The 19,236-nt window shown below is 63.6% G+C and carries 22 protein-coding genes and 1 other RNA gene; 12 read left to right on the top strand and 11 right to left on the bottom strand.

Translation table 11 applies throughout. From position 1 onward, the window contains the following. A complete protein-coding gene (locus tag H8F27_RS14530; RefSeq protein ID WP_197148990.1) occupies positions 1–795 on the top strand; it encodes an ABC transporter permease in 795 nt (264 codons plus the stop codon). Positions 796–800: 5 nt separating this feature from the next. Further along, on the top strand, positions 801–2,159 hold the full coding sequence (locus tag H8F27_RS14525; RefSeq protein ID WP_197148989.1) for a Rieske 2Fe-2S domain-containing protein: 1,359 nt from the start codon (positions 801–803) through the stop codon (positions 2,157–2,159). A 24-nt stretch (positions 2,160–2,183) separates the two neighbouring features. Here the strand turns inward: H8F27_RS14525 and H8F27_RS14520 are convergent, their stop codons facing one another. The 3 genes from H8F27_RS14520 to H8F27_RS14510 form a co-directional block, all read right to left on the bottom strand. Further along, the gene (locus H8F27_RS14520; protein WP_197148985.1) at positions 2,184–2,384 is read right to left on the bottom strand and encodes a Nif11 family protein; all 201 of its coding nucleotides are present in this window, start codon (positions 2,382–2,384) and stop codon (positions 2,184–2,186) included. Positions 2,385–2,478: 94 nt separating this feature from the next. After that, entirely contained in the window at positions 2,479–3,588 is a 1,110-nt protein-coding gene (gene aroB / locus H8F27_RS14515; RefSeq protein ID WP_197148984.1) for a 3-dehydroquinate synthase, read from the bottom strand. Between the two features lie 24 nt (positions 3,589–3,612). Then, entirely contained in the window at positions 3,613–4,902 is a 1,290-nt protein-coding gene (locus tag H8F27_RS14510) for a DUF2252 domain-containing protein (RefSeq protein ID WP_197148983.1), read from the bottom strand. Positions 4,903–4,979: 77 nt separating this feature from the next. Here H8F27_RS14510 and H8F27_RS14505 point away from each other — a divergent pair, with 77 nt between their 5' ends. From H8F27_RS14505 to ssrS, 3 genes are all read left to right on the top strand, one after another. Further along, positions 4,980–5,864 carry a carbohydrate ABC transporter permease gene (locus tag H8F27_RS14505; RefSeq protein WP_197148982.1) on the top strand — a complete coding sequence of 295 codons (885 nt, stop codon included), beginning with the start codon at positions 4,980–4,982 and terminating at the stop codon, positions 5,862–5,864. Between the two features lie 41 nt (positions 5,865–5,905). After that, a complete protein-coding gene (locus H8F27_RS14500; protein WP_197148981.1) occupies positions 5,906–7,075 on the top strand; it encodes a 5-(carboxyamino)imidazole ribonucleotide synthase in 1,170 nt (389 codons plus the stop codon). A gap of 6 nt (positions 7,076–7,081) precedes the next feature. Continuing rightward, a non-coding RNA gene (ssrS, locus tag H8F27_RS14495) (6S RNA) lies at positions 7,082–7,264 on the top strand. Between the two features lie 36 nt (positions 7,265–7,300). Here ssrS and H8F27_RS14490 read toward each other — a convergent pair. Then, entirely contained in the window at positions 7,301–7,948 is a 648-nt protein-coding gene (locus H8F27_RS14490; RefSeq protein WP_197148980.1) for an NAD(P)H-dependent oxidoreductase, read from the bottom strand. Between the two features lie 81 nt (positions 7,949–8,029). On the opposite strand from H8F27_RS14490, the gene H8F27_RS14485 reads away from it, so the two are divergent. Continuing rightward, complete coding sequence (locus tag H8F27_RS14485) at positions 8,030–8,434, top strand: hypothetical protein (RefSeq protein ID WP_197148978.1); 405 nt, start codon at positions 8,030–8,032, stop codon at positions 8,432–8,434. Here the strand turns inward: H8F27_RS14485 and H8F27_RS14480 are convergent. Together H8F27_RS14480 and clpS are read right to left on the bottom strand one after the other, a co-directional pair. Next, positions 8,389–8,706 carry a DUF2103 domain-containing protein gene (locus H8F27_RS14480; protein ID WP_197148976.1) on the bottom strand — a complete coding sequence of 106 codons (318 nt, stop codon included), beginning with the start codon at positions 8,704–8,706 and terminating at the stop codon, positions 8,389–8,391. The two genes, H8F27_RS14485 and H8F27_RS14480, sit on opposite strands and share 46 nt — an antisense overlap. Then, on the bottom strand, positions 8,706–8,996 hold the full coding sequence (gene clpS / locus H8F27_RS14475; protein WP_197148975.1) for an ATP-dependent Clp protease adapter ClpS: 291 nt from the start codon (positions 8,994–8,996) through the stop codon (positions 8,706–8,708). The genes H8F27_RS14480 and clpS overlap by 1 nt, the downstream gene beginning before the upstream one ends. 70 nt (positions 8,997–9,066) lie before the next feature. Here clpS and petN point away from each other — a divergent pair, with 70 nt between their 5' ends. The 4 genes from petN to H8F27_RS14455 are packed head-to-tail and all read left to right on the top strand — an operon-like array spanning position 9,067 to position 11,949. Then, positions 9,067–9,168, top strand: coding sequence for a cytochrome b6-f complex subunit PetN (gene petN, locus H8F27_RS14470; protein WP_197153610.1), 102 nt, complete (start codon positions 9,067–9,069; stop codon positions 9,166–9,168). 20 nt (positions 9,169–9,188) lie between these two features. Beyond that, the gene (locus H8F27_RS14465; protein ID WP_197148973.1) at positions 9,189–9,338 is read left to right on the top strand and encodes a hypothetical protein; all 150 of its coding nucleotides are present in this window, start codon (positions 9,189–9,191) and stop codon (positions 9,336–9,338) included. Further along, a complete protein-coding gene (locus H8F27_RS14460) occupies positions 9,335–10,606 on the top strand; it encodes a CofH family radical SAM protein (protein WP_197148971.1) in 1,272 nt (423 codons plus the stop codon). Before H8F27_RS14465 ends, H8F27_RS14460 begins: the two co-directional genes overlap by 4 nt. Continuing rightward, positions 10,603–11,949: a hypothetical protein gene (locus H8F27_RS14455; protein ID WP_197148969.1), complete on the top strand. Its 1,347-nt coding sequence runs from the start codon at positions 10,603–10,605 to the stop codon at positions 11,947–11,949. Before H8F27_RS14460 ends, H8F27_RS14455 begins: the two co-directional genes overlap by 4 nt. Here H8F27_RS14455 and psb29 read toward each other — a convergent pair. Further along, positions 11,894–12,631 carry a photosystem II biogenesis protein Psp29 gene (psb29, locus tag H8F27_RS14450; RefSeq protein WP_197148967.1) on the bottom strand — a complete coding sequence of 246 codons (738 nt, stop codon included), beginning with the start codon at positions 12,629–12,631 and terminating at the stop codon, positions 11,894–11,896. The genes H8F27_RS14455 and psb29 overlap by 56 nt on opposite strands. A 77-nt stretch (positions 12,632–12,708) precedes the next feature. On the opposite strand from psb29, the gene clpP reads away from it, so the two are divergent. Both clpP and H8F27_RS14440 read left to right on the top strand, forming a co-directional pair. Beyond that, positions 12,709–13,299 carry an ATP-dependent Clp endopeptidase proteolytic subunit ClpP gene (gene clpP, locus H8F27_RS14445; protein WP_197148965.1) on the top strand — a complete coding sequence of 197 codons (591 nt, stop codon included), beginning with the start codon at positions 12,709–12,711 and terminating at the stop codon, positions 13,297–13,299. 125 nt (positions 13,300–13,424) lie between these two features. Beyond that, positions 13,425–13,706, top strand: coding sequence for a 2Fe-2S iron-sulfur cluster-binding protein (locus tag H8F27_RS14440; RefSeq protein ID WP_197148964.1), 282 nt, complete (start codon positions 13,425–13,427; stop codon positions 13,704–13,706). A gap of 18 nt (positions 13,707–13,724) precedes the next feature. Here H8F27_RS14440 and ftsH read toward each other — a convergent pair whose 3' ends face one another. The 4 genes from ftsH to pyk form a co-directional block, all read right to left on the bottom strand. Further along, positions 13,725–15,680, bottom strand: a complete 1,956-nt coding sequence (gene ftsH, locus H8F27_RS14435) for an ATP-dependent zinc metalloprotease FtsH (protein WP_197148963.1) — start codon at positions 15,678–15,680, stop codon at positions 13,725–13,727. 68 nt (positions 15,681–15,748) lie between these two features. Then, the gene (locus H8F27_RS14430; protein WP_197148960.1) at positions 15,749–16,042 is read right to left on the bottom strand and encodes a DUF1830 domain-containing protein; all 294 of its coding nucleotides are present in this window, start codon (positions 16,040–16,042) and stop codon (positions 15,749–15,751) included. Between the two features lie 97 nt (positions 16,043–16,139). Further along, entirely contained in the window at positions 16,140–17,369 is a 1,230-nt protein-coding gene (locus tag H8F27_RS14425) for an ABC transporter permease (protein WP_197148959.1), read from the bottom strand. A 26-nt stretch (positions 17,370–17,395) separates the two neighbouring features. Further along, complete coding sequence (gene pyk / locus H8F27_RS14420; protein ID WP_197148958.1) at positions 17,396–19,180, bottom strand: pyruvate kinase; 1,785 nt, start codon at positions 19,178–19,180, stop codon at positions 17,396–17,398. Between the last annotated feature and the right edge of the window lie 56 nt (positions 19,181–19,236).

Below are 19,236 nucleotides of genomic sequence, written 5' to 3'. Positions count from 1 at the left end.
ATGGCCAGCTGGCGCCACTACGGACGCAGCTTGCGCAGCTTTTGGAGCACGTCCCTGGCCGCCGAGCTCGAATATCCCCTCAACGCCGTCATTGAGCTGGTGTCGGTGTTCGGCAACTTGGCCGGCAGCCTGTTTGTGCTACAGCTGCTCTTCGCAGGGGGCTCCAGCCTGGGGGGCTGGAGCTGGGATGGGGCCCTGGTGGTGCTGGGTCTGTACACCCTGCTGGATGGGATCACCACCTGCTTGCTGCAGCCCAACCTGAGCCGGATCGTCAACCACGTGCAGACCGGCACCCTCGACTACGTGTTGCTCAAGCCAATCGACAGCCAGTTCTGGCTTTCAACCCGCACCGTTTCACCCTGGGGTCTGCCGGCGATTGGGGCCGCTCTGGCCCTGATTGCCTGGGCTTCGAGCCGGGCCGGACTGCCCTCCCCAGCGCTGCTATTGCTTGCTCTGGCCCTGCTGCTGGCCTCCCTGGTGATCCTCTACAGCCTTTGGTTCGTGCTGGCGGCCCTGAGCATCTGGTTCGTCAAGGTCTGGAATGCCACTGAGGTGTTGCGCCAGACCCTGGTGGCCGGTCGCTATCCGGTGAGTGCCTATCCGCCGGCGCTGCGGTTGGTGTTTACCCTCGTTTTGCCAGTTGCCTTCCTCACCACGGTGCCCGCCGAAGCGCTGCTCGGCAGGGGATCATTGGCCTGGGCAGGCGGCTCACTGCTGGCTGCCATTCTCTGTTTTGGCGGCAGCCGCTTGCTCTGGCTCCATGCCCAGCGCTTCTACACCTCAGCCTCGAGTTAGGTCCCATGGTTGCTTCCATTCCTCTCAACCCAGACCTGAACACAGAACCCAAAAGCGAGCTAGACGCCGAGGCCCAGCAACGCTGGCAGGAGCACTGGCAGCAGCGCTGGTATCCGGTGGCCTACCTGCAGGATCTAGACCCGCTGCGACCCACCCCTTTCACCCTGCTTGGCCAGGATCTCGTTCTGTGGTGGGAAGCAGAGTCGAGCCAGTGGCGCGCCTTCGCCGACATCTGCCCCCACCGCCAGGTGCCCCTCAGCGAGGGACGTATCAACGAACGGGGTGAGCTGGAGTGCCCCTACCACGGTTGGAGTTTTAACGGCGAGGGCCATTGCACCACCATTCCCCAGGCGGAACCGGAGGCCGCCGCCAGCGCCTGCCGCAATCCCCGCAGTGCCTGCCGCTCCCATGCCACAGCCACGGCCCAGGGTCTGCTGTTTGTTTTCGCCGGCCAGGGCGAGCAGGCCGAACTGGCTGAACTGCCTCGCGTGCCCCTGCTGGATGACCCCCTCTGGCTGGTGCAGGACACCTTCCGGGACCTGCCGATGGATGCGCTCACCCTGCTGGAGAACGTGCTCGATGTGAGCCACGTGCCCTTCACCCACCACCGCACGGTGGGTAAGCGCCAGAACGCCGCACCGGTCCAGGCCGAGCTCACAGCCTCCGATGCGGCGGGCTTCAGCGTCTCCTGGCCGGAGGGTCCACGCCGGGGAAAACTGGGCAGCCAATTCACCACCTTTGTCGCTCCGGCTCTGATGTGGCACGACCTCACGGCCAAGGGGTTCGCCCGTTTTCTCACCGTGGTTTACGCCACTCCCATTCGGCCGGGCGAATGTCGCCTGTTTGCCCGCTTCCCATTCCAGTTCCGCTCCCTGCTGCCGCGCCTGCTGCTGCGGGCCAGACCCCAGTGGCTGCAGCACCTGGGCAACCATGTCGTGCTGGAAGACGACCAGGTTTTCCTCCATTGGCAGGAAAGGGCCCAGGGCAAGAGCTACCTGCCCACCAGCGCCGATGTTTACGTAAGGGCCCTCAAAGACTGGGTGGCTGGCGTAGCCGGACCCCCATTCCCAGCCGCCACCCTGCCGCCGCGCCAGGGCCCTGCCCAGTTGATGGAGCGCTACGAGAGCCATACCCGCCATTGCCGCGCCTGCTCAGGAGCCCTGCAGGGGGTGAGTCGCTGGCGGCCGGTGCTGCTTGGTGCCCTGGCGGTAGAGCTGCTGCTGGCTGCCTGGCTGCCTGGCTTGGCCGCCCGGGTAACCCTGGTGCTGCTGCTTGGCCTGGGCGCCCTGCTGCTGCGCCAGCTAAACCGCTGGGAGGTGCTGCTGATGCGGGGAGATGGCCAGCCGCCGCGCAATCGGCTTTAGCGGTTCGGCCAGCATCGGCCGGCATCAGCCCAGGCGCTGCTCAAGGGGCTGGGCCCGGCAATCCAGCTGGCGGGCGCGCTGCAGGTCTACCCGGGTGATTCGGTAACCCAGTCGCCGGGCGGCGAGGACCAGCTCCTGCTGGGTGCGGCAGTGCTTCAGGGCCCGCTGCAGGCTCGTTTCGGCCTCCGCCTCTTCCACCAGCCGCTCCAGTTCGCTCCAGCTCATCGGCAAACCCTTTAGTGGTCACACCATGCCCAACCCCAGTTCAGGGCACAAGGTGGCAGTGCATCGGCCGGGCGAAACTTCACGAATTGCGGCCTTACTGCAGCAGCACCTGTCGGATGGTCGATTCGGCCACATCGCTGCGAATCTGCACGGAGCCAATTGCATTGGGCAGAACAAACCGCACCCGGCCATCCCGAACTTTTTTATCGCCCTGCAGGCAGGCGATCACCGCTCCAGCATCCAGGCTGGGCCAGTCGTGGGGCAGCCCGGCGGCGGCGATGACGGCCCGTTGCCGCTGCTGGTCCGCAGCGTTCCAAAGGCCCATGGCCAGCGCTATCTCACCGGCCGCCACCATGCCGATCGCCACCGCCTCGCCGTGCAGCCAGGTGCCATAACCACAGAGCGTTTCCACCACGTGGCCAAGGGTGTGGCCGTAATTGAGGATGGCCCGCAGGCCCCCCTCCCTTTCATCGGCAGCCACCACCTGCGCCTTGGCTGCAGCGGAGCGCTCCAGAATCTTCTGCAGCAATGGCCCTCCCACGGCCGCCATGCTGCTGAGTCCGCTGCTGGCCTCCAACTCGCTGAACAGCGTCCGGTCGCCAATCACCCCATATTTGATCACTTCGGCCATGCCGGCCCGAAACTCCCGCTCGGGCAGGGTGCTCAAGGTGCTGGGATCCACCAGCACCAACCTGGGCTGGTGGAAGGCGCCGATCAGGTTCTTACCGCCGGAATGGTTGACACCGGTCTTGCCGCCGATGGCCGCATCCACCATGGCCAGCAAGGTGGTGGGTACCTGCACCACGGCAATTCCCCGCAGCCAGGTGGCGGCTGCAAAACCGGCCATGTCGCCGACCACGCCGCCACCGAGGGCAACGATCAGCGAGCCGCGCTCCAGCCTGTGGGCGAAGGCGGCGTCGTGGATCTGGGCCACGGTGGCGAGTGTTTTCTGGTCTTCACCGGCGTCGATTACCAGGGTGGTGGCCTCGAAGCCGGCGGCCTGGAGGCTGGCCAGGGCCTTGGCGCCGTAATGCTCTTGCACCACGGGGTTGGTAACCATCAGCACCTTTGTACCTTCTTTGCTGCCGCGGGCACGGATCTGCTCGCCAAGGCTGGCCAAGGCACCGGTGCCTATTACCACCGGATAGGGGTTGGCGCTGAGCGCCACCTCGATGGTGCGGATGGCGGTGGGCGCAGCGGTCATGGGAGCGGGCGGGTTGGCTTGAGGCTACGGCCGCTCCGAGGTTTTGATCCGGCCCGCGGCGATCGCTTCCAGCAGGGTTTGGTGATCCTGTTCGACAAGGTCAGCATGGCGCAGCGCTTGCTCGAGCAGGCTTGCGCTGAAGAGCTTCAGATCGTTAATCGTGGCGCTGATCGCCCGGCGATCGCCGCTGCGGGCATGGGCCTTGGCCAGGGTCCAGCCGCAGAGCTTGCCGTAATCCTTCACCCCCTGGGCATCGAGCTGGGTCACATCCACCGAACCATTCCAGTTGCGAAATTGCCGCCAGTAGTAGGGCCTTCCTTCCGGCGAGGTGGTCCACCCAAGAAAACCATCACTGGCGGTCTGCATCAGTCGCTGGCCCTTCACCACCCGTTCGCCCTGGTGCTCGGGTGCCGGTTGGTCGACGTAGGGCGCCAACACGGAGGGCTCGGCCTGTTTGCTTTGCAGCACCAACACATCGTCGGGGTGGTCGCCGACAAAAACGTCGATGGCGCAGCGGGTGCCCACAGAGCCAACCCCCACCGGCTTGAGCGCGGCATCACTGAGGCGAAAGTGCGAGAGCAGGTGGCGCAGCTCGGGCCTCACGCTCTGCAGATAGTCGGCATACATGTGGTCAAACCGTTGGCGCCATTTCATGCCAAACAACACATCACTTGGTAGCTCGGCATAGCGCACGATCAGCGGCGGCTGATGACGAAACTGGAGGTCACCGCTGCTGTTTAGCTCGCACAGCTTGCGCACCGCCTGGCCGCTATCACGCTGTAGCGCAGTAGCCACCACCTGCTTGAGATGGGCTTGAAGGCAGGCACCGGCCTGCTGATCGATAAGCTCCTGCAAGGGCAGCTTGCTGACCCACATCTGCAGAAAAGGCATCTCCGCGAAGTTGGCCATCGCCTCGCCGTACGAGCGCACTCCACGGCGACATACCTTGCCCTGGTCCTTGTCGCTGAGGCCCAGGCTGCGGGCTGCCAGAATCAAGCTGGTGGCCAGACGGATCAGGTCCCACTCAAACGGCCCGGAGTGGGTTTCGTCGAAGTCGTTGATGTCGAAGAGCAGCTGTAGCTCCGGCGAGCCGTAGAAGCCAAAATTGAGCAGGTGGGCATCGCCGCAGAGCTGCACCATCACCCCGGAGTGGGGCTCGCGGGCCAGGTCGGCGGCCATCACCACGGCAGCGCCGCGAAAGAAGGCGAAGGGATTGGCAGCCATGCGGCTGCGACGCAAGGGGACCAGCCAGGGCAGCCTCTCGGCCTCCTGCTGTGCCAGCAGGTCGAGGGGGTTACGCGATTGTTCAGCCATTCGCTTCAGCATTGCTGAGGTCTGCAGTGGCAGGCCTGCAGCACCTGCCCTCACAATGATGGGACCCGGTGAAGTGCATGTCTCTCCCTGCCCCCCGCACCGCCACGGCCTGGGGTTTTCTGCTGCCAGCCCTGGTGCTGATCGGCCTTTCGGTGCTGATCCCGGCCGCGATGGCCCTGGTGATGAGTTTGAGCCAGGCTGGTCTGGATGTGAGCGAACCGCTGCGATTTGTGGGCCTGGCCAACGTGCGGCGGCTGCTGAGCGATCCGATGTTTTTCCAGGTCACCGGCACCACCTTTCTATATCTGGTGGGAGTGGTGCCCCCGATTGTGCTCGGGGCGCTGGCGCTGGCAGTGCTGGTCAACAGCCAGTTGCCCGGGATCCACTGCTTCCGAGGTGCCCTCTACACGCCCGTGCTGGTGTCGATCGTGGTGGCCGCAATCGCCTTTCGTTGGATCTACGCCGAGAACGGCCTGGTCAATGGCTGGCTTGGAGCCCTGCTGGGTCCAGCCTTTGAGCCCATCGGCTTTCTCACCTCCCCGGTGCTCGCCCTGCCCTCGGTAATGCTTGTCACCCTCTGGAAGGGCCTTGGTTACTACATGGTGATCTTCCTGGCCGGTCTCCAGGGCATCTCCCCCGACCTCTACGAGGCAGCCGCTCTCGATGGCAGTGAGGGTTTGCGCAAGCACCTCGACATCACCTTGCCCCTGCTCCGCCCATACATCACCTTAGTTGCCGTGATTTCGGCCATCGCCGCCACCAAGGTGTTTGAGGAGGTCTACCTGATGACCCAGGGGGGGCCCGCCGATTCCACCCGGACCCTGGTTTATTACGTCTACGACCAGGCCTTTGCGGAGCTAGAGATCAGCTACGCCTGCACCATCGGCCTGGCCCTGTTCCTGATCGTGCTGTTGCTCAGCCTGGTGCGCTTCCTTTTTGCTGCCGACAAAGGCCTGGCCTGACCGCTGGCCCCTTAGCCTGTCGGATTGGCAATAACTGGGTGATGGCTGATCCGGTGTCAGCACTGGCAGGCTCGGCCGTCGGGGTTGTAGGGGGCGGCCAGCTGGCCATGTTGCTGGCGGCAGCGGCCCGCAGGCTCGAGGTGCCGCTCCATGTCCAGACCCCATCGGCCCAGGATCCAGCCGCGGCCCTCGCCACTTCGGTGGTTTTGGCCAATCTCGACGACATCGCCGCCACCCGCGAGCTGGCCCGACGCTGCGGTGCGATCACCTTTGAAAATGAGTGGCTTGACCTGCCCGCCCTGGCCCCATTGGGTTTTGAAGGGGTGGTTTTCCTGCCGAGCCTGGAGGCCCTGTCTCCCCTGGTATGCAAACGCCGTCAGCGCCAGTTGCTGCAGGGTCTGGGCCTGCCCACCCCCCGGTGGTGTGAAATGCCCACCGATGGGGTTTTGCCAGCCGATTTTGCCTATCCCCTGATGGCGAAGCTCGCCAGTGGCGGCTACGACGGCAAGGGAACGGTTGTGCTTGGGGGGCCAGGGGAGCTGGCTTCTCTCCAGGCCAGGGTGCCCCAGGGCGACTGGATCCTGGAAGAAATGGTGCCGTTTGAACTGGAACTCTCCCAGCTGGCCTGTCGCGACAGGGATGGCAAGGTGCAATGCTACACCCTGGTGCAGACCCACCAGCACCAACAGGTGTGTGACTGGGTGCTTGCCCCAGCCCATGTGCCCCAGGCAGTGCAGGCCTACGCCCGCAACATCGCCGCGTCCCTGATCACGGCTATCAACTACGTGGGGGTGCTCACAATCGAGTTTTTCTACGGCCCCGGCGGATTGCAGGTAAATGAAATTGCCCCCCGTACCCACAATTCTGGACACCTCACCATCGAGGCCGCCCACACCAGCCAGTTTGAGCAGCAGGTGCGCATCGTCAGCGGCCTGCCGATGGGTTCGGTAGCCCTGCGGGTGCCTGGCGCCTTGATGGTGAATCTGCTCGGTTTCGAAAGTTCTGCCAACGAATACCCAAGCCAGCGGGAGGCCCTGGCTGCCCTCCCTGACGCCAGCGTGCACTGGTATGGCAAACAGGGCTCCAACGCCGGCCGCAAACTGGGCCACATCACCCTGTTGCTCAGTGGAGCCAGCCCCCAGGAGCGGGCGTTGGAAGCAGAGCAGCTGCTGGCTCGGGTGCGCAGCATCTGGCCATTGCCAAGCGCCTAGGATGGGGTCGGACTGCTTTGTTGGTGACTGCCTTTTACAGTTTTCTGATCTGACTCCCTTTTCGACATGGGGGTCTGCAGCGGAAGCAACGTAAGCCGGCCTTGTAGCTGGAAACGGCGCCCCGTCCTTGACCCCCCTTCTGGTATCACCAGGTCGAACGCTGGGGCAAAACGGCACGGTGGTCCACCCCCTTTTTAAGACCCTTTTAAAACCCTTTTAAGACCCTCAGCGCAGCTCGATCAACTCGCTGGCTGGGTAACGCACCTTGGCTGCGCTGGCGTACTTGTCAGCGGGGTCCCGATAGCCCGCTGCGCACACCACGCAGCTGCGGTATGGGGAATCCTCCAATTCCAGGATCCGGTCATAGGCCGCCGGGTCGAATCCTTCGATCGCACAGGTGTCCACCTCCAGCAAAGCTGCGGCCGTCATGAAGGTGCCCAGGGCGATGTACACCTGGTTGCTGGTCCAACGCCCAATCTGCTGGCTGCGGGGCCCCTCGATCAGGTCCACCTCGATCATGCGCCGGTAGGTGACCAGGGCCCCAGCATCGAGGCCCCGGGTGCTGGCCATGGCGCTCAGCAGCCGATCGACTTGTTCGGCCCCGATCTGGCGTTCGGCCAGAAACACCACCAGGTGGGAGGCATCGGTGATCTGGCTCTGGTTCCATGATTCAGGTCGCAGCTGCTGGCGGAGGGAAGGATCGCCGATCACCAGAAATTTCCAGGGCTGCAAGCCGTAGCTCGAGGGGCTCTGCACCAGGGCATTCTCCAGTGCGGACCAGGTTTCTGCATCGATGCGGCGACTCGGATCAAACAGCTTGGTGGCATACCGCCAGGCCATGGCCTGGTTGAGCTGGTCTGGGGAGATCGGCATCGGGAAGCTGGAAGAGGGGTGGGATCAGGCGCCATTCTGGGGGCCATCGAACCTGCTGCCTGATGTGCAGCCCCTGAGCCGATGAACAGCTTTAATCAGGCTTTCAATTCCCTACTCTCAATGGCGCCGGGGCCCCTGTTCCCCCGAGCCAGGCAGCTCTACCTGCGTAAATACTCGCTGGAGGGGCAGAATGGGCCCCAGCGTTTCCGCACCTATCTCTATCAAGAGCAGGTCGAGGAGCCGCCAGAAGGGCTTGTCAGGGTCCGGGCCCTGGCCTTCGCCGTGGTGCACTGGCAGGCACCCCAGACCACCCCAGACGACTACGCCACCTATCTGCATCAACGCTGGCAGCTCGAACCTTCCAGCCTGGGCCTGGAACTGGAAGATGGGAGTTGGTTTCGCGATGGTGGTGCCTTTGCCCGCTTTCAGGCGACGGCGCTCTACGAGCGCCTGCCCTCGGGTGCACTGCTGCTGGATGGGTCCTGATCGAGTAGGTGGTCCAGCGCCTGCTGGAGCTGTTCTTTGCTCCAATTAGTCACCACAAACACCTCCTGAACGCTGCTGCCCCGGCGCGCCACCAACTTGTGGCCACCGGTGATCGCGGTGGACACCCGCAACCGCAACTGGGGGCTGCGCCCCCGCACCCGGGAGATCACCGCGGGAGTGACCGTGGCAATTCCCGGCAAACCTGCCAGCCGCTGAAGCAGGGGGATCAGGCCCTCGATGTAGGTGCTGTGGGTGATCACCACCCGCCCCATCAGCCCTGCTCCAAAGGTGCCAGGGTCAGGCCCTCGGCGCCGAGTTGCTGGTGGTAGAGCTCAGCCTGCTCCTGGGGGCCGCACCAGACCACCGCGGAGCCCTCGCCGTCGATGCGGTGGGCCAGCTCCCAGGCCTGATTTGGCTGCATGGCGGGGATGTAGCGCACCAGGCACTCCACCACATGCTGAAAGGTGTTCACATCGTCGTCGAGCACCACCACCTTGAAGCTCGGGTAGCTCTGGCGAACCCGCTGTCGCTCCTGAACGGCGCCTGGGGAGATCGTTGCCACAACCAAAACTTGTCAGAAGCGGATGCCCCCAAGCCTAGGTAAACTGGCGGGAACATCGAATGGCAGCGCCATGTTGATTAGCTTTGGCTGGGCTTCGCTGGCGGCCCTGTTCAGTTTCTCGATAGCCATGGTTGTCTGGGGCCGTCATGGCGACAACAGCATCAAATTCTGATACCGAGCTGGCGACCTTAGGTGCCTGAGCTGCCCATCCCCTCCCAGGTGCTCTCTGCAATCGCAGTCCTGCTCCTGCTTTTCGTCAGCGGGGGGGTGATCTACCTCTCCACGGTCGAATGGCGTGATCGCCGCCGTCGCAGGGCAGTGCAAGCCAAGCGCCCTAGATGACCGAGCCCTTGCCCGCCGGGCTGGCTCCATGGGCCTGGCAGCTGGCCGCCCATCTGTTGGTGCCAGCCCCGGCGGCCCCTTGCCCCAGCACCAGCCCTGGGCGCACCCCCGCGTTGGCCCACCTGCTCGAAGCTATTGGGGCAGCCCATGCCGACGGGCTGGCTTCCAATGGTTATGCACCCCATGACCTGGCCCCCCTTGGTTTGGCCCTTTTGGGCCGCTTGCCGACCGAGGGGGACGACGAACAGTTGCGCCTGGCTGCCGATGCCCTCCGCGCCGAAATTGCCGGCGACACGGTCACCTATGTGGTGAACCGCAATCTCAACGTCTCCAACCACTGCGTCAAGCACTGCAGCTTCTGCGCTTTTCGTCGCGATGCCGGTGACCAAGGGGCCTACTGGCTCAGCGATGCCGAACTCGAAGCGCGGGCAGCGGAAGCCCAACAGCTCGGAGCTACGGAGCTCTGCATCCAGGGGGGGCTCAACCCCGCCGCGACGATCAATGGCAGCCAGCTGGCCTATGCCGAGCGCCTGCTGGAGATACTGCAGCGGGCAGCTCCGGGCATTCACCTGCATGCCTTCTCACCCCAGGAGCTCCTCTACTTCGCCCAAGAGGATGGGCTGGAGCTCGATGTGGTGCTCAAGCGACTACAGGCAGTGGGGTTGGCTTCCATTCCAGGCACGGCGGCCGAGGTGCTCAGCGAGACCGTGCGGAGGGTCCTATGCCCCGAGAAGCTCTCGGCTCGTGCCTGGGTTGCCGTGATGCTGCAAGTGCATCGGTGCGGTCTGGCCGCCACCAGCACCCTGATGGCGGGACACATCGAGTCGCCTGCGGATCTCGTCGCCCACCTGCTCACCCTGGTGGCCCTGCAACGCCATGCCAGGCAAAATCAACATGCTGGGTTCAGCGAATTTGTACTGCTGCCCTTCGTTGGTGCGGCGGCACCGGCCGCCCTGCGGGCCCGCGTCTCCCGGGACCAGCCCGACCGAGCGGCGATGTTGCGGCTGACCGCCCAGGCCAGGATCCTTTTGGGGCCATGGTTCCGCAACCACCAGCCCAGCTGGGTGAAGCTGACCTTGGCTGGGGCCACCGAAGCCCTGCGCTGGGGGTGCAATGACCTGGGCGGCACCCTGATGGAGGAGCACATCACCACCATGGCGGGCGCCACCGGCGGCACATTCCAGTCGCCGCTGGCCCTGGAGGCCGCTGCCGGCAGCCTGGGGCGTCCCGTGCGCCGGCGCACCACGCTCTATGGGGTGGGGCCATGAGGCGCACCGCAGCCCTGACTGCCCTGCTGGTACTGGTTCCTGGACTGCTGCTGTGGCGGTGGCCTCGCCCCCGGGCCCTGGGTTTGGCACGGCTGCTGCCCCAGACAGCCCTGTTGCAGAGTTTTCCCGCCTCGCCCCAGCGAACCATTCCCGCCCTGTGGAGCCAACGGCTCGGCAGCCCCTTGGCGGAGAGGAGCTGGCGCCAGCAGCGTCGTATCTGGTGGCAGTTTTGGGGGCGCGATGGGGATGGTGGCGCCTACCTGGCCTTTGCCGCCCCCAGCTCCCAGCCCCTGCCCCCCCTTGGCCTGCGGGTAGACGATCTGGTGGTGGTGGCGCCAGACCCCCTCTCCCAGCGACTGCTGCAGGACCAGCTGAAGTTGGCCCGACGCCAGCCCCGGGGACTGGAGCAGCGCTGCCTGCAGCGCCTCCAGCAAGAACAGGCGGTGTTCTGGTCGCCCCTGGGCCTGGGTTTACTGGCTGGGCCCATGGCCCCCTTGCTACAACGGTTCCAGGAGGGATGCTTGAGCCTCGACCTCCAGGGCTCGAACCTCACCATGGAGGGTGAGGCGAGCTCGACCAGCGGCATCCTGACCCGGCAGGGGAAGCTTGCTTCCCTGCCGGGGCTTGAGCCGCTGCCAGGGGACCTGCTGTTGGAGTGGCGGGGACCGGCCTTGGAGGGAGTTTTGCAGGGTCTGCTTAGCCGTCAGCTGATTCGGGAACCGTTGGCCGCCCGCTACGGGATCGGCGAAGTTCAGTTGGCCCTGCTTGGTTCGTCTCCTTTTGCCCTGCGGCTTCGGCCGGTGTCCAAGGGGCCCTTCCAGGCGAGCCTGGAGCTCGAACTTCAAGTTGGGGCAGACCGCAAGCCCTGGACCCAGCTGCTCAGTACCCTGGTGCCGGCGATCCAAACCCAGGGCCTGGAAGCTGCATCCTCCGGTTCCCCCACCCTGCCGGCCACTACCTGGCGCCGCCAGGACGGCCAGGTGGTGGGCGGCTGGCGCTGGCTGCTGCCCTCCAGCGGTCCACCCCGCTTGCTGCTGTTTCTTGGGCCCCAACCTCCGCTTCTGGCCCAACCGTTGCCCAAGGTCTCCCAGAGCGGCCCAGCCCTGACCAGCCCGACCCTGACCAGTCCAGAAATGGCTGCTGCGATGGTGCTAAGGGCCCGTCCCCAGGCGCTGGCTCGGCTTGGGCTGCTACCAGCGGAGCTGCCGATGCCGCTGCAGCAATCGGGCCAGCTCGATCTGGTGGCTTTTCAGGCGGCCGGCCGAGGCCGCGCCCTGGCCTCTCCCCTCAGCCAGCTGATGGGGCGGCTTCAGCTGCAGCAGGCTCGCCCGCCGGCTCGCTAGGGGCCCCATCGCCGGTGGAGGGCTGTTGTTGCCGCTCCCGTTTGCGCCGCTCGGCGGCAACGGTTTCTTCCATCAGCTCCACCGCCTGGACCATTTTTTCCAGATTTGCGGCATAGAGACTGAGATCTTTGTCAAGGCGATCCTTGAGCAGGCCCAGGGCACTGCCTAGGTCGTGGGCATAGCTGCGCAGCGCTGAGGGATCCATGGCATCGGCTCCCTTGGCTTGCTCCAGCAGGCTCAGCAAGCCCACGGCCATCAGCCGTGAATAGTGGAAGTCTGGGCGGCGGATACCGGCCAGGGCTGCCGCCACAGGTTCGGGAGCACCGGCACCGGCCTGCTCGATCCATTGCTGCACCTCCTCAACGCTGTGACTGCCCATGGCAGCAATGGCCTCATCGCGCTGCTGGCGCAGGAACTGGGAGTCAAAACCTGAGGCGCTGCAGATGGCGCTGAGCAGTAGCTCCCGGTGGGCATCCGGGCGATAGCCCTTCGAAAACCCGTCAAAAACCTGCACCAGCCCTGCAGCAAAGAGGGGATCGCTGCGGAAGCCAGCCTGGCGACTGAGCAGGTGGAGTTCGACCAGCAGCTCATCCACCATCCGCCTGTAGAGGGGCGCGATCACGTAGGGGAAGGCGCTGTGGAAGGCGCGCTTGCTGTCGGCAACGGTGAGGGCTGCGCTCACGCGAAATCAGGCTCGGGGTGGGTCGACCCTAGCTGCCCAAGCTCAGTAGGATCGGACCCTGTTTCAACAGCTGCTCCATGATCCCGATCGTGATTGAAGAGTCGGGCCGGGGAGAACGGGCGTTTGACATCTATTCCCGGCTACTGCGGGAGCGGATCATTTTCCTGGGCGAGCCCGTAACTTCTGAGTCGGCAAACAGGGTAGTGGCCCAGCTTCTATTTCTAGAGGCCGAAGATCCCGATAAGGACATATTTATGTACATCAACTCTCCCGGCGGTTCTGTATATGATGGCCTCGGAATATTTGACACAATGCAACATATCAAGCCAGATGTGCAAACAGTTTGTGTGGGCCTAGCCGCCTCCATGGGTGCCTTCCTGCTCTGTGCCGGCAGCAAGGGCAAGCGCAGCAGCCTTACCCATTCAAGGATCATGATCCACCAGCCCCTTGGCGGCGCCCGGGGCCAGGCCAGCGACATTCGCATCCAGGCCGACGAAATCCTCTTCCTTAAAAAGAAGCTCAACCAGGAGCTGGCCGACCGCACCGCCCAACCCCTGAGCCGAATCGAGGAAGATACCGACCGGGACTTTTTCATGTCACCGGCCGAGGCTGTCAGTTACGGGCTGATCGACAAGGTGATCGAAAAGCGCCCGGTGCGCCCGGCCTGAAGCCGAGTTAGGCCAGGCCAGGGGGCAGCTGGGATCTGAATTTGAACATCAACCCTGCCTCGGTAGCGAGGATCACCCCAATTCGGCAGCGATCCGTCTGGAATTGGGATTTGAGTTTGAACCCCATGGCGACCTACACGATCACGCTGAGCACCGGCGCGAGCTTTACCTGCGCCGATGACACCTACATTCTCGATGCGGCTGAGGAGCAGGGCATTGACCTGGCCTTCTCCTGCCGGGCTGGAGCCTGCAGCACCTGTGCAGGCAAGGTGAGCTCAGGCTCCGTAGATCAGAGCGATCAGAGTTTCCTAGATGACGACCAAATCGCCGCCGGCTACGCACTTTTGTGCGTGAGCTACCCCCTGGATGATTGCACGATCACGCCCGACGTTGAGGAGGATCTCTGATCTCTCTAGAGCACGGGCTCAGGCCTGGGCTGGTTCTTCCACTAGAGCGACCGGGGTGATGTCTGCGAGTAGGGGCGAGAAGCGTTCCTTCTCAGGTATTTGGGCAAATTCGGCCACGATGGATCGAAATTCATCGCCATCGAGGGTTTCCTTTTCGATCAGCAGCTCAACCATCCGATCCATGCAGCTGCGCTGGGCGGCAACTAGCTTCACGGTATCGATATAGCAAGATTGAACAATTTGCCGCACGGCATCATCAATCTTGCTGGCCAGCCGATCAGAGCCATCGCTGCGGGTCATCAGGTCCCGCCCCAGGAAAACCTCCTGGTTGCCGGCCTCAAAGGACACCTGACCCAGGTCACTCATGCCGAAGCGAGTCACCATCTGGCGGGCGATCGAGGCAACCTGCTGAATGTCCCCGCCGGCACCGGTTGTAACTTCAGCATGGCCGAAGACAACTTCTTCCGCCGCCCGACCACCCAGGGCTCCCATAATTCGGGCCCTGAGCTGGGCTCTGCTGACTAACATCTGCTCTTCATCTGGTGCAAACCAGGTGAGTCCTTGGGCCTGGCCGCGGGGAATCAGGGTGACCTTCTGAACAGGATCGTGGGCCTGAACCAGGGTGCCCACCAGGGCATGGCCCACTTCGTGATAGGCGATCAGACGCTTGCTGCGTCCATCGGTGAGGGGTTTACCCTCCATGCCGGCGATGACCCTGTCGACTGCATCGTCGATTTCGGCTAAACCGGTGGCCTCCTTGCGACGACGGGCGGTGAGAATTGCTGCCTCATTGAGCAAGTTGGCCAGATCCGCCCCGGAAAATCCAGGGGTTCGCCGGGCGATTGCCTCGAGGCTCACATCTGCCGCCAAAACCTTATTGCGGCTGTGCACTTTCAGCACTGAAAGCCGGCCCTTGATATCTGGCACGTCAACCTGCACCTGGCGATCGAAGCGACCCGGCCGCAGCAGGGCGGAATCCAGCACATCGGCCCGGTTCGTGGCCGCAATGATGATGATGCCGCTGTTGCCTTCAAAGCCATCCATCTCGGTCAGCAGCTGGTTGAGGGTCTGCTCCCGCTCGTCGTTTCCACCGCCCACACCGGCACCGCGCTGACGGCCGACCGCATCGATCTCATCGATGAAAATCAAGCAGGGACTGTTCTCCTTGGCTCGCTTGAACAGGTCCCTCACCCGGCTGGCGCCGACGCCCACAAACATCTCCACGAATTCCGATCCGGAGAGGGAGAAAAAGGGAACACCGGCTTCCCCTGCAATCGCTTTAGCCAGGAGAGTTTTGCCGGTGCCAGGGGGACCAACTAGCAGCACACCCTTGGGGATTTTGGCGCCCACGGAGGTGAATCTCTCAGGAGTCTTGAGGAAGGTCACCACTTCCTGCAGGTCCTGCTTGGCCTCCTCCACCCCGGCTACGTCGTCAAACTTGACGCCGGTCTCAGCCTCCATGGCGAAGCGGGCCTTGGTCTTACCAAACTGCATTGCCTGGCCGGGGCCACCGGGCATCCCGCTGCCCCGGCGGGCCAGGAACACCAGCGAGCCGATCAGCAGCAGGGGAAAGAGAAGGTTGCCGAGCAGGCCGAGCACCGGCGGGGCGCTCTTGGGAGGGTGGATGTCAAAACTGATCCCCTGTTCCTTGAGGTTGTTCACCAGTTCGGGGGCAACCCCGGGCAGATCTACCCGCAGCCGCTGCACCCTGTTGTCCAGGTCAGGATCCACCGCCTCGATCACAGCCGTGCGGCCGCCGTCATAGATGTCAACAGCGGTCACCCGGCCGGCATCGACATAATCGAGGAAGCGGCCGTAACTCATGCGGGCTACCGCCGCATTGCGAGGAGCCTCGTTTGGAGTGTTTGGGTTGAAGCGGGGCGTACCGCCGTTACCAAGCAGCTGCCAGCCGAGGAAGGCCACCACGGCCAAAGGCAGCAACCAGAGAGCAAATAGACGCCACCGCTGATTCATAACTGTCCTGCTTTCTTACCGAGTGTAACGGCGATGGGGTCCCCGATCGCTGACCCGCCCAGGGAGCTTCAGACAGCGTCAGACCAGCTGAACTCCCATGGGCTGGTGGATTGGACCAGGTCAACCTGGGGCGAAGCAGCTGGGATATCCATGCCGAGCTCTTCAGCCTGGAGTGTTTCCAGCAGTTCCGGCCCGCCCAGCCCATGGGTCCAGACCTTCACTTCGCTGGTGGGTGGGCACTCAAAACTGAGCAGCTCGAAGGGAAAGACCACCCGCTCCAGAAAAAACTCGCTGGGGCCAACACAACGCATGATCACCATGCGGGTACTGCTGTTTCTGTAGCTGCAGGCCAGGACAGTCAAAGTCGGTGCCGATTAACAGCCCCATCAAGCCACTGCTTATTTGGAGTTTTGGTGACCATGGGCACCCTTTCGTGCTCTTTATATTTGTTTCGGTTTGTCAGAGGCTGCGCAGGGCAACGATGGGATCGAGTTGGGCGGCCCGGCGAGCTGGCACCACGCCGAAGAAAAGGCCGATGGAGCCTGAAAGGGCCACCGTTCCCAGCACGGTGCTGGCGCCGATAGCCGCGGGCAGGGGAGTCACCAAGGCGACCAGAGCCACGGTGCCGATGCCCACCGCACTGCCGATCAAACCGCCCAGGCTGGCCAGCACCAGGGACTCCACCAGAAACTGCAGCAGCACATCGCCACTGCGGGCGCCTAGAGCTTTGCGCAAGCCGATTTCCTCGGTGCGCTCGCTCACTGACACCAACATGATGTTCATGATGCCGATACCACCTACGAGCAGGGATACGGCTCCAATGGCACCCAGCATCAAGGTGAGCCCGCCGGTGATGGTGCTCACAATGGTGAGGGCATCCTTCTGGGAGCGCACGGCAAAGTCGTCTTCCCGCAGGATTCGGTGCCGCTGGCGCAGCAGGTTGGTGATCTGGAAGCTGGCTGCCCCAGTGCTCTGCTCATCGCGGGCTTCGACACTGATGAAGTTGAGGTTGACGCCGTAGGTGGGATCCCGACCTGAAAGTTTGCTCACCATCGTGGTGAGGGGGATATAGCCGTTTTCATCCTGGTTTTGGCCGAATACGGCTCCCTTCGGCTCGAGCACCCCGATCACTTCAAACAGCTGGTTGCGGATGCGCAGCTGGCGACCCACAGCGGCCTTGCCCGGGAACATCTTGGTTCCCAGGTCAGGCCCGACCACCAGCACATTACGGGCCGCATTGAGGTCGCTCGTAGTAAAAAAACGCCCCTGGGCCATCTCGAATTGACGCACGGGCAGAAATTCAGGGGTCACCCCAGAAATAGAGGCGGTGCCACTGACCGCACCGGCCTGGAGAACTTCACTCAGGGTGATCTGGGGGGCAACCCGCTTTACGCTGGGCACCTGCTCGGCGATGGCCTGGGCGTCTTCGAACACCAGGGTCTTGGGAAAATCAATTCCCTGGCGGCGGGTGTCGTTGTTGCCTGGCACAACAAAAAGCACATTTGCGCCCAGGTTGCTCAGCTGACCCTCAGCAAGGTTCTGGGCGCCCTTGCCAACCCCCACCAGGGTTATCACCGAAGCATTGCCGATCACAATGCCGAGCATGGTGAGCAGGCTGCGCAGCTTGTTGGCGCGCAGGGTGGAAAGGGCCATCCCCACCGATTCGCGCACTGGGAGTTTGGATGTCATGGCTGCCGGAACCAGCTCTGCAGTGCTTAGACGATGGCGCCGTTGGGGTCACTGTTGTGGCTGCGGGCGCCTCGATGCACCTCTCCCCGTTGCAGATCGAGGGTGACGATTTCGCCCTGAAGCAGGCTGGCGATGGCATTGGCGACCCCCACAATCGTTGGGATCCCGGTGCTCTGAGCAATCACGGCAGCGTGGCTCTCCATCCCGCCGATTTCCGCGATGACCGCCTTTGCCTTGCGGATCGCCTCCACATACTCAACCGTCGTCTCCCGTACCACCAGGATCTCACCGGTCTGGATGGCGGCGGCGGCTACCGGGCTATCCACAAGCCGCACCCTGCCGCTCACAGAGCCGTTGCCGATGCCGACTCCCTTGGAGAGCACGGCCGAGACAGTGCCAACCTTGATGAAGTCGGTGGAGCCACTTACCCCGGAAAGGGTGCCGGCCGTTTGTACCACCAGATCGCCATCCTTGAGGAAGCCAAGCTCCCTGGCCTTGCCCATGGCGAGGCTGAAGGTGCTGGTGGAAGAGCTCTGCTCCGGCACCAGAAGGGGATTTACACCCCAGCAGAGCTGCAACTGGCGTGCCACCTGCACCTCACTGGTGATGGCCAGGATCGGCGTGCTGGGCCGGAACTTGCTGACGTTGCGGGCCGTGGAGCCCCCCTTCGTAAGTGGCAGAATCGCCGCCGCGTTGAGCTGGCGGGCGATGCTGCTGACCGCTTGGCAGATCGCATTGCCAATTGTGGGCGCCATGTTGCTGTCCTGGTGGCGCTGGGGGTAGTCGCGCTCGATCCGCCTGGCAATGGTGGCCATCGTGGCTACGGCATCCACCGGGAAGTCGCCGACAGCACTCTCATTGGAGAGCATCACCGCATCTGTGCCGTCGAGGATGGCATTGGCCACATCGCTCACTTCAGCCCTGGTGGGCCTTGGGCAACTCACCATCGAATCGAGCATCTGGGTGGCGGTGATAACCGGGATACCGAGGCTGTTGGCCTTGCGGATCAGCTCCTTCTGGAGCAAGGGCACTTCCTCGGCAGGCATTTCGACGCCGAGGTCGCCCCTTGCCACCATCACCCCGTCACAAAGGGGCAGGATGTCGTCGATCTGGTCGATCGCCTCAAATTTCTCAATCTTTGCCACCACTGGAGTCTGGTAGCCGTGGCTGCGGATCAACTCGCGGATCTCGACCATGTCGGAGGGATTGCGCACGAAGCTGAGGGCCACCCAGTCGACCCCCTGCTGCAGGCCAAAGGCGAGATCGGCCCGATCCTTGTCGGTAAGAGCCCGGATCGAAAGCTGCACATCGGGGAAGTTAACCCCCTTGTTATTGGAGAGCACCCCGCCGACGGTGACGCTGCAGTGGAGGGTCTGCTGGCCTTTGTCGACCTGTTCAACCACCATCTCCACCCTGCCGTCATCGAGCAGGATGCGGCTGCCGGGCACCACCTCGTCGGCCAATTTGGCGTAGGTGACGCTTGCCATCGTCAGGTTGCAGGCCACATCCCGGGATGTGAGTTCGAAGCGATCTCCCTTGGCCAGAGTTATGGGTCCATCAGCAAAGCGACCCAAGCGGATTTTTGGCCCCTGAAGATCCTGAAGAATGCCGATCTCGATGCCCAGCTCGGTTGCGACCTGGCGGATGGTGGCGATGCGAACCGCATGGTCGCTGTGGTCGCCGTGGGAAAAATTGAGACGAAAAGTAGTGGCGCCAGCGGCTATCAGCTCCCGCAACCGCTCTGGGGATTCCGTGGCGGGCCCGATGGTGGCCACGATCTTGGTGCGTCGCATGAGATCGGGCTGGGGCATGCAGGCGCCAACAGACTGCTGGAAACTACCATCCAGGCCCGCAACGGGCTGCCCTA

The organism is Synechococcus sp. CBW1108 (genome assembly GCF_015840335.1).
In the GTDB taxonomy this organism is placed as follows: Bacteria; Cyanobacteriota; Cyanobacteriia; order PCC-6307; family Cyanobiaceae; genus Cyanobium_A.
The sequence above is the reverse complement of the archived record's forward strand: the minus strand, read 5'-3'. Positions and strand labels throughout refer to the sequence as shown.

What these genes read in the sequence shown, in the direction of transcription:
- H8F27_RS14530 (WP_197148990.1), top strand. Translation starts at nt 1, where the DNA reads ATGGCCAGCTGGCGCCACTACGGACGCAGCTTGCGCAGCTTTTGGAGC.
- H8F27_RS14525 (WP_197148989.1), top strand. Translation starts at nt 801, where the DNA reads ATGGTTGCTTCCATTCCTCTCAACCCAGACCTGAACACAGAACCCAAA.
- H8F27_RS14520 (WP_197148985.1), bottom strand. Translation starts at nt 2,384, where the DNA reads ATGAGCTGGAGCGAACTGGAGCGGCTGGTGGAAGAGGCGGAGGCCGAA.
- aroB (WP_197148984.1), bottom strand. Translation starts at nt 3,588, where the DNA reads ATGACCGCTGCGCCCACCGCCATCCGCACCATCGAGGTGGCGCTCAGC.
- H8F27_RS14510 (WP_197148983.1), bottom strand. Translation starts at nt 4,902, where the DNA reads ATGGCTGAACAATCGCGTAACCCCCTCGACCTGCTGGCACAGCAGGAG.
- H8F27_RS14505 (WP_197148982.1), top strand. Translation starts at nt 4,980, where the DNA reads ATGTCTCTCCCTGCCCCCCGCACCGCCACGGCCTGGGGTTTTCTGCTG.
- H8F27_RS14500 (WP_197148981.1), top strand. Translation starts at nt 5,906, where the DNA reads ATGGCTGATCCGGTGTCAGCACTGGCAGGCTCGGCCGTCGGGGTTGTA.
- H8F27_RS14490 (WP_197148980.1), bottom strand. Translation starts at nt 7,948, where the DNA reads ATGCCGATCTCCCCAGACCAGCTCAACCAGGCCATGGCCTGGCGGTAT.
- H8F27_RS14485 (WP_197148978.1), top strand. Translation starts at nt 8,030, where the DNA reads ATGAACAGCTTTAATCAGGCTTTCAATTCCCTACTCTCAATGGCGCCG.
- H8F27_RS14480 (WP_197148976.1), bottom strand. Translation starts at nt 8,706, where the DNA reads ATGGGGCGGGTGGTGATCACCCACAGCACCTACATCGAGGGCCTGATC.
- petN (WP_197153610.1), top strand. Translation starts at nt 9,067, where the DNA reads ATGTTGATTAGCTTTGGCTGGGCTTCGCTGGCGGCCCTGTTCAGTTTC.
- H8F27_RS14460 (WP_197148971.1), top strand. Translation starts at nt 9,335, where the DNA reads ATGACCGAGCCCTTGCCCGCCGGGCTGGCTCCATGGGCCTGGCAGCTG.
- H8F27_RS14455 (WP_197148969.1), top strand. Translation starts at nt 10,603, where the DNA reads ATGAGGCGCACCGCAGCCCTGACTGCCCTGCTGGTACTGGTTCCTGGA.
- clpP (WP_197148965.1), top strand. Translation starts at nt 12,709, where the DNA reads ATGATCCCGATCGTGATTGAAGAGTCGGGCCGGGGAGAACGGGCGTTT.
- H8F27_RS14440 (WP_197148964.1), top strand. Translation starts at nt 13,425, where the DNA reads ATGGCGACCTACACGATCACGCTGAGCACCGGCGCGAGCTTTACCTGC.
- ftsH (WP_197148963.1), bottom strand. Translation starts at nt 15,680, where the DNA reads ATGAATCAGCGGTGGCGTCTATTTGCTCTCTGGTTGCTGCCTTTGGCC.
- H8F27_RS14425 (WP_197148959.1), bottom strand. Translation starts at nt 17,369, where the DNA reads ATGACATCCAAACTCCCAGTGCGCGAATCGGTGGGGATGGCCCTTTCC.
- pyk (WP_197148958.1), bottom strand. Translation starts at nt 19,180, where the DNA reads ATGCCCCAGCCCGATCTCATGCGACGCACCAAGATCGTGGCCACCATC.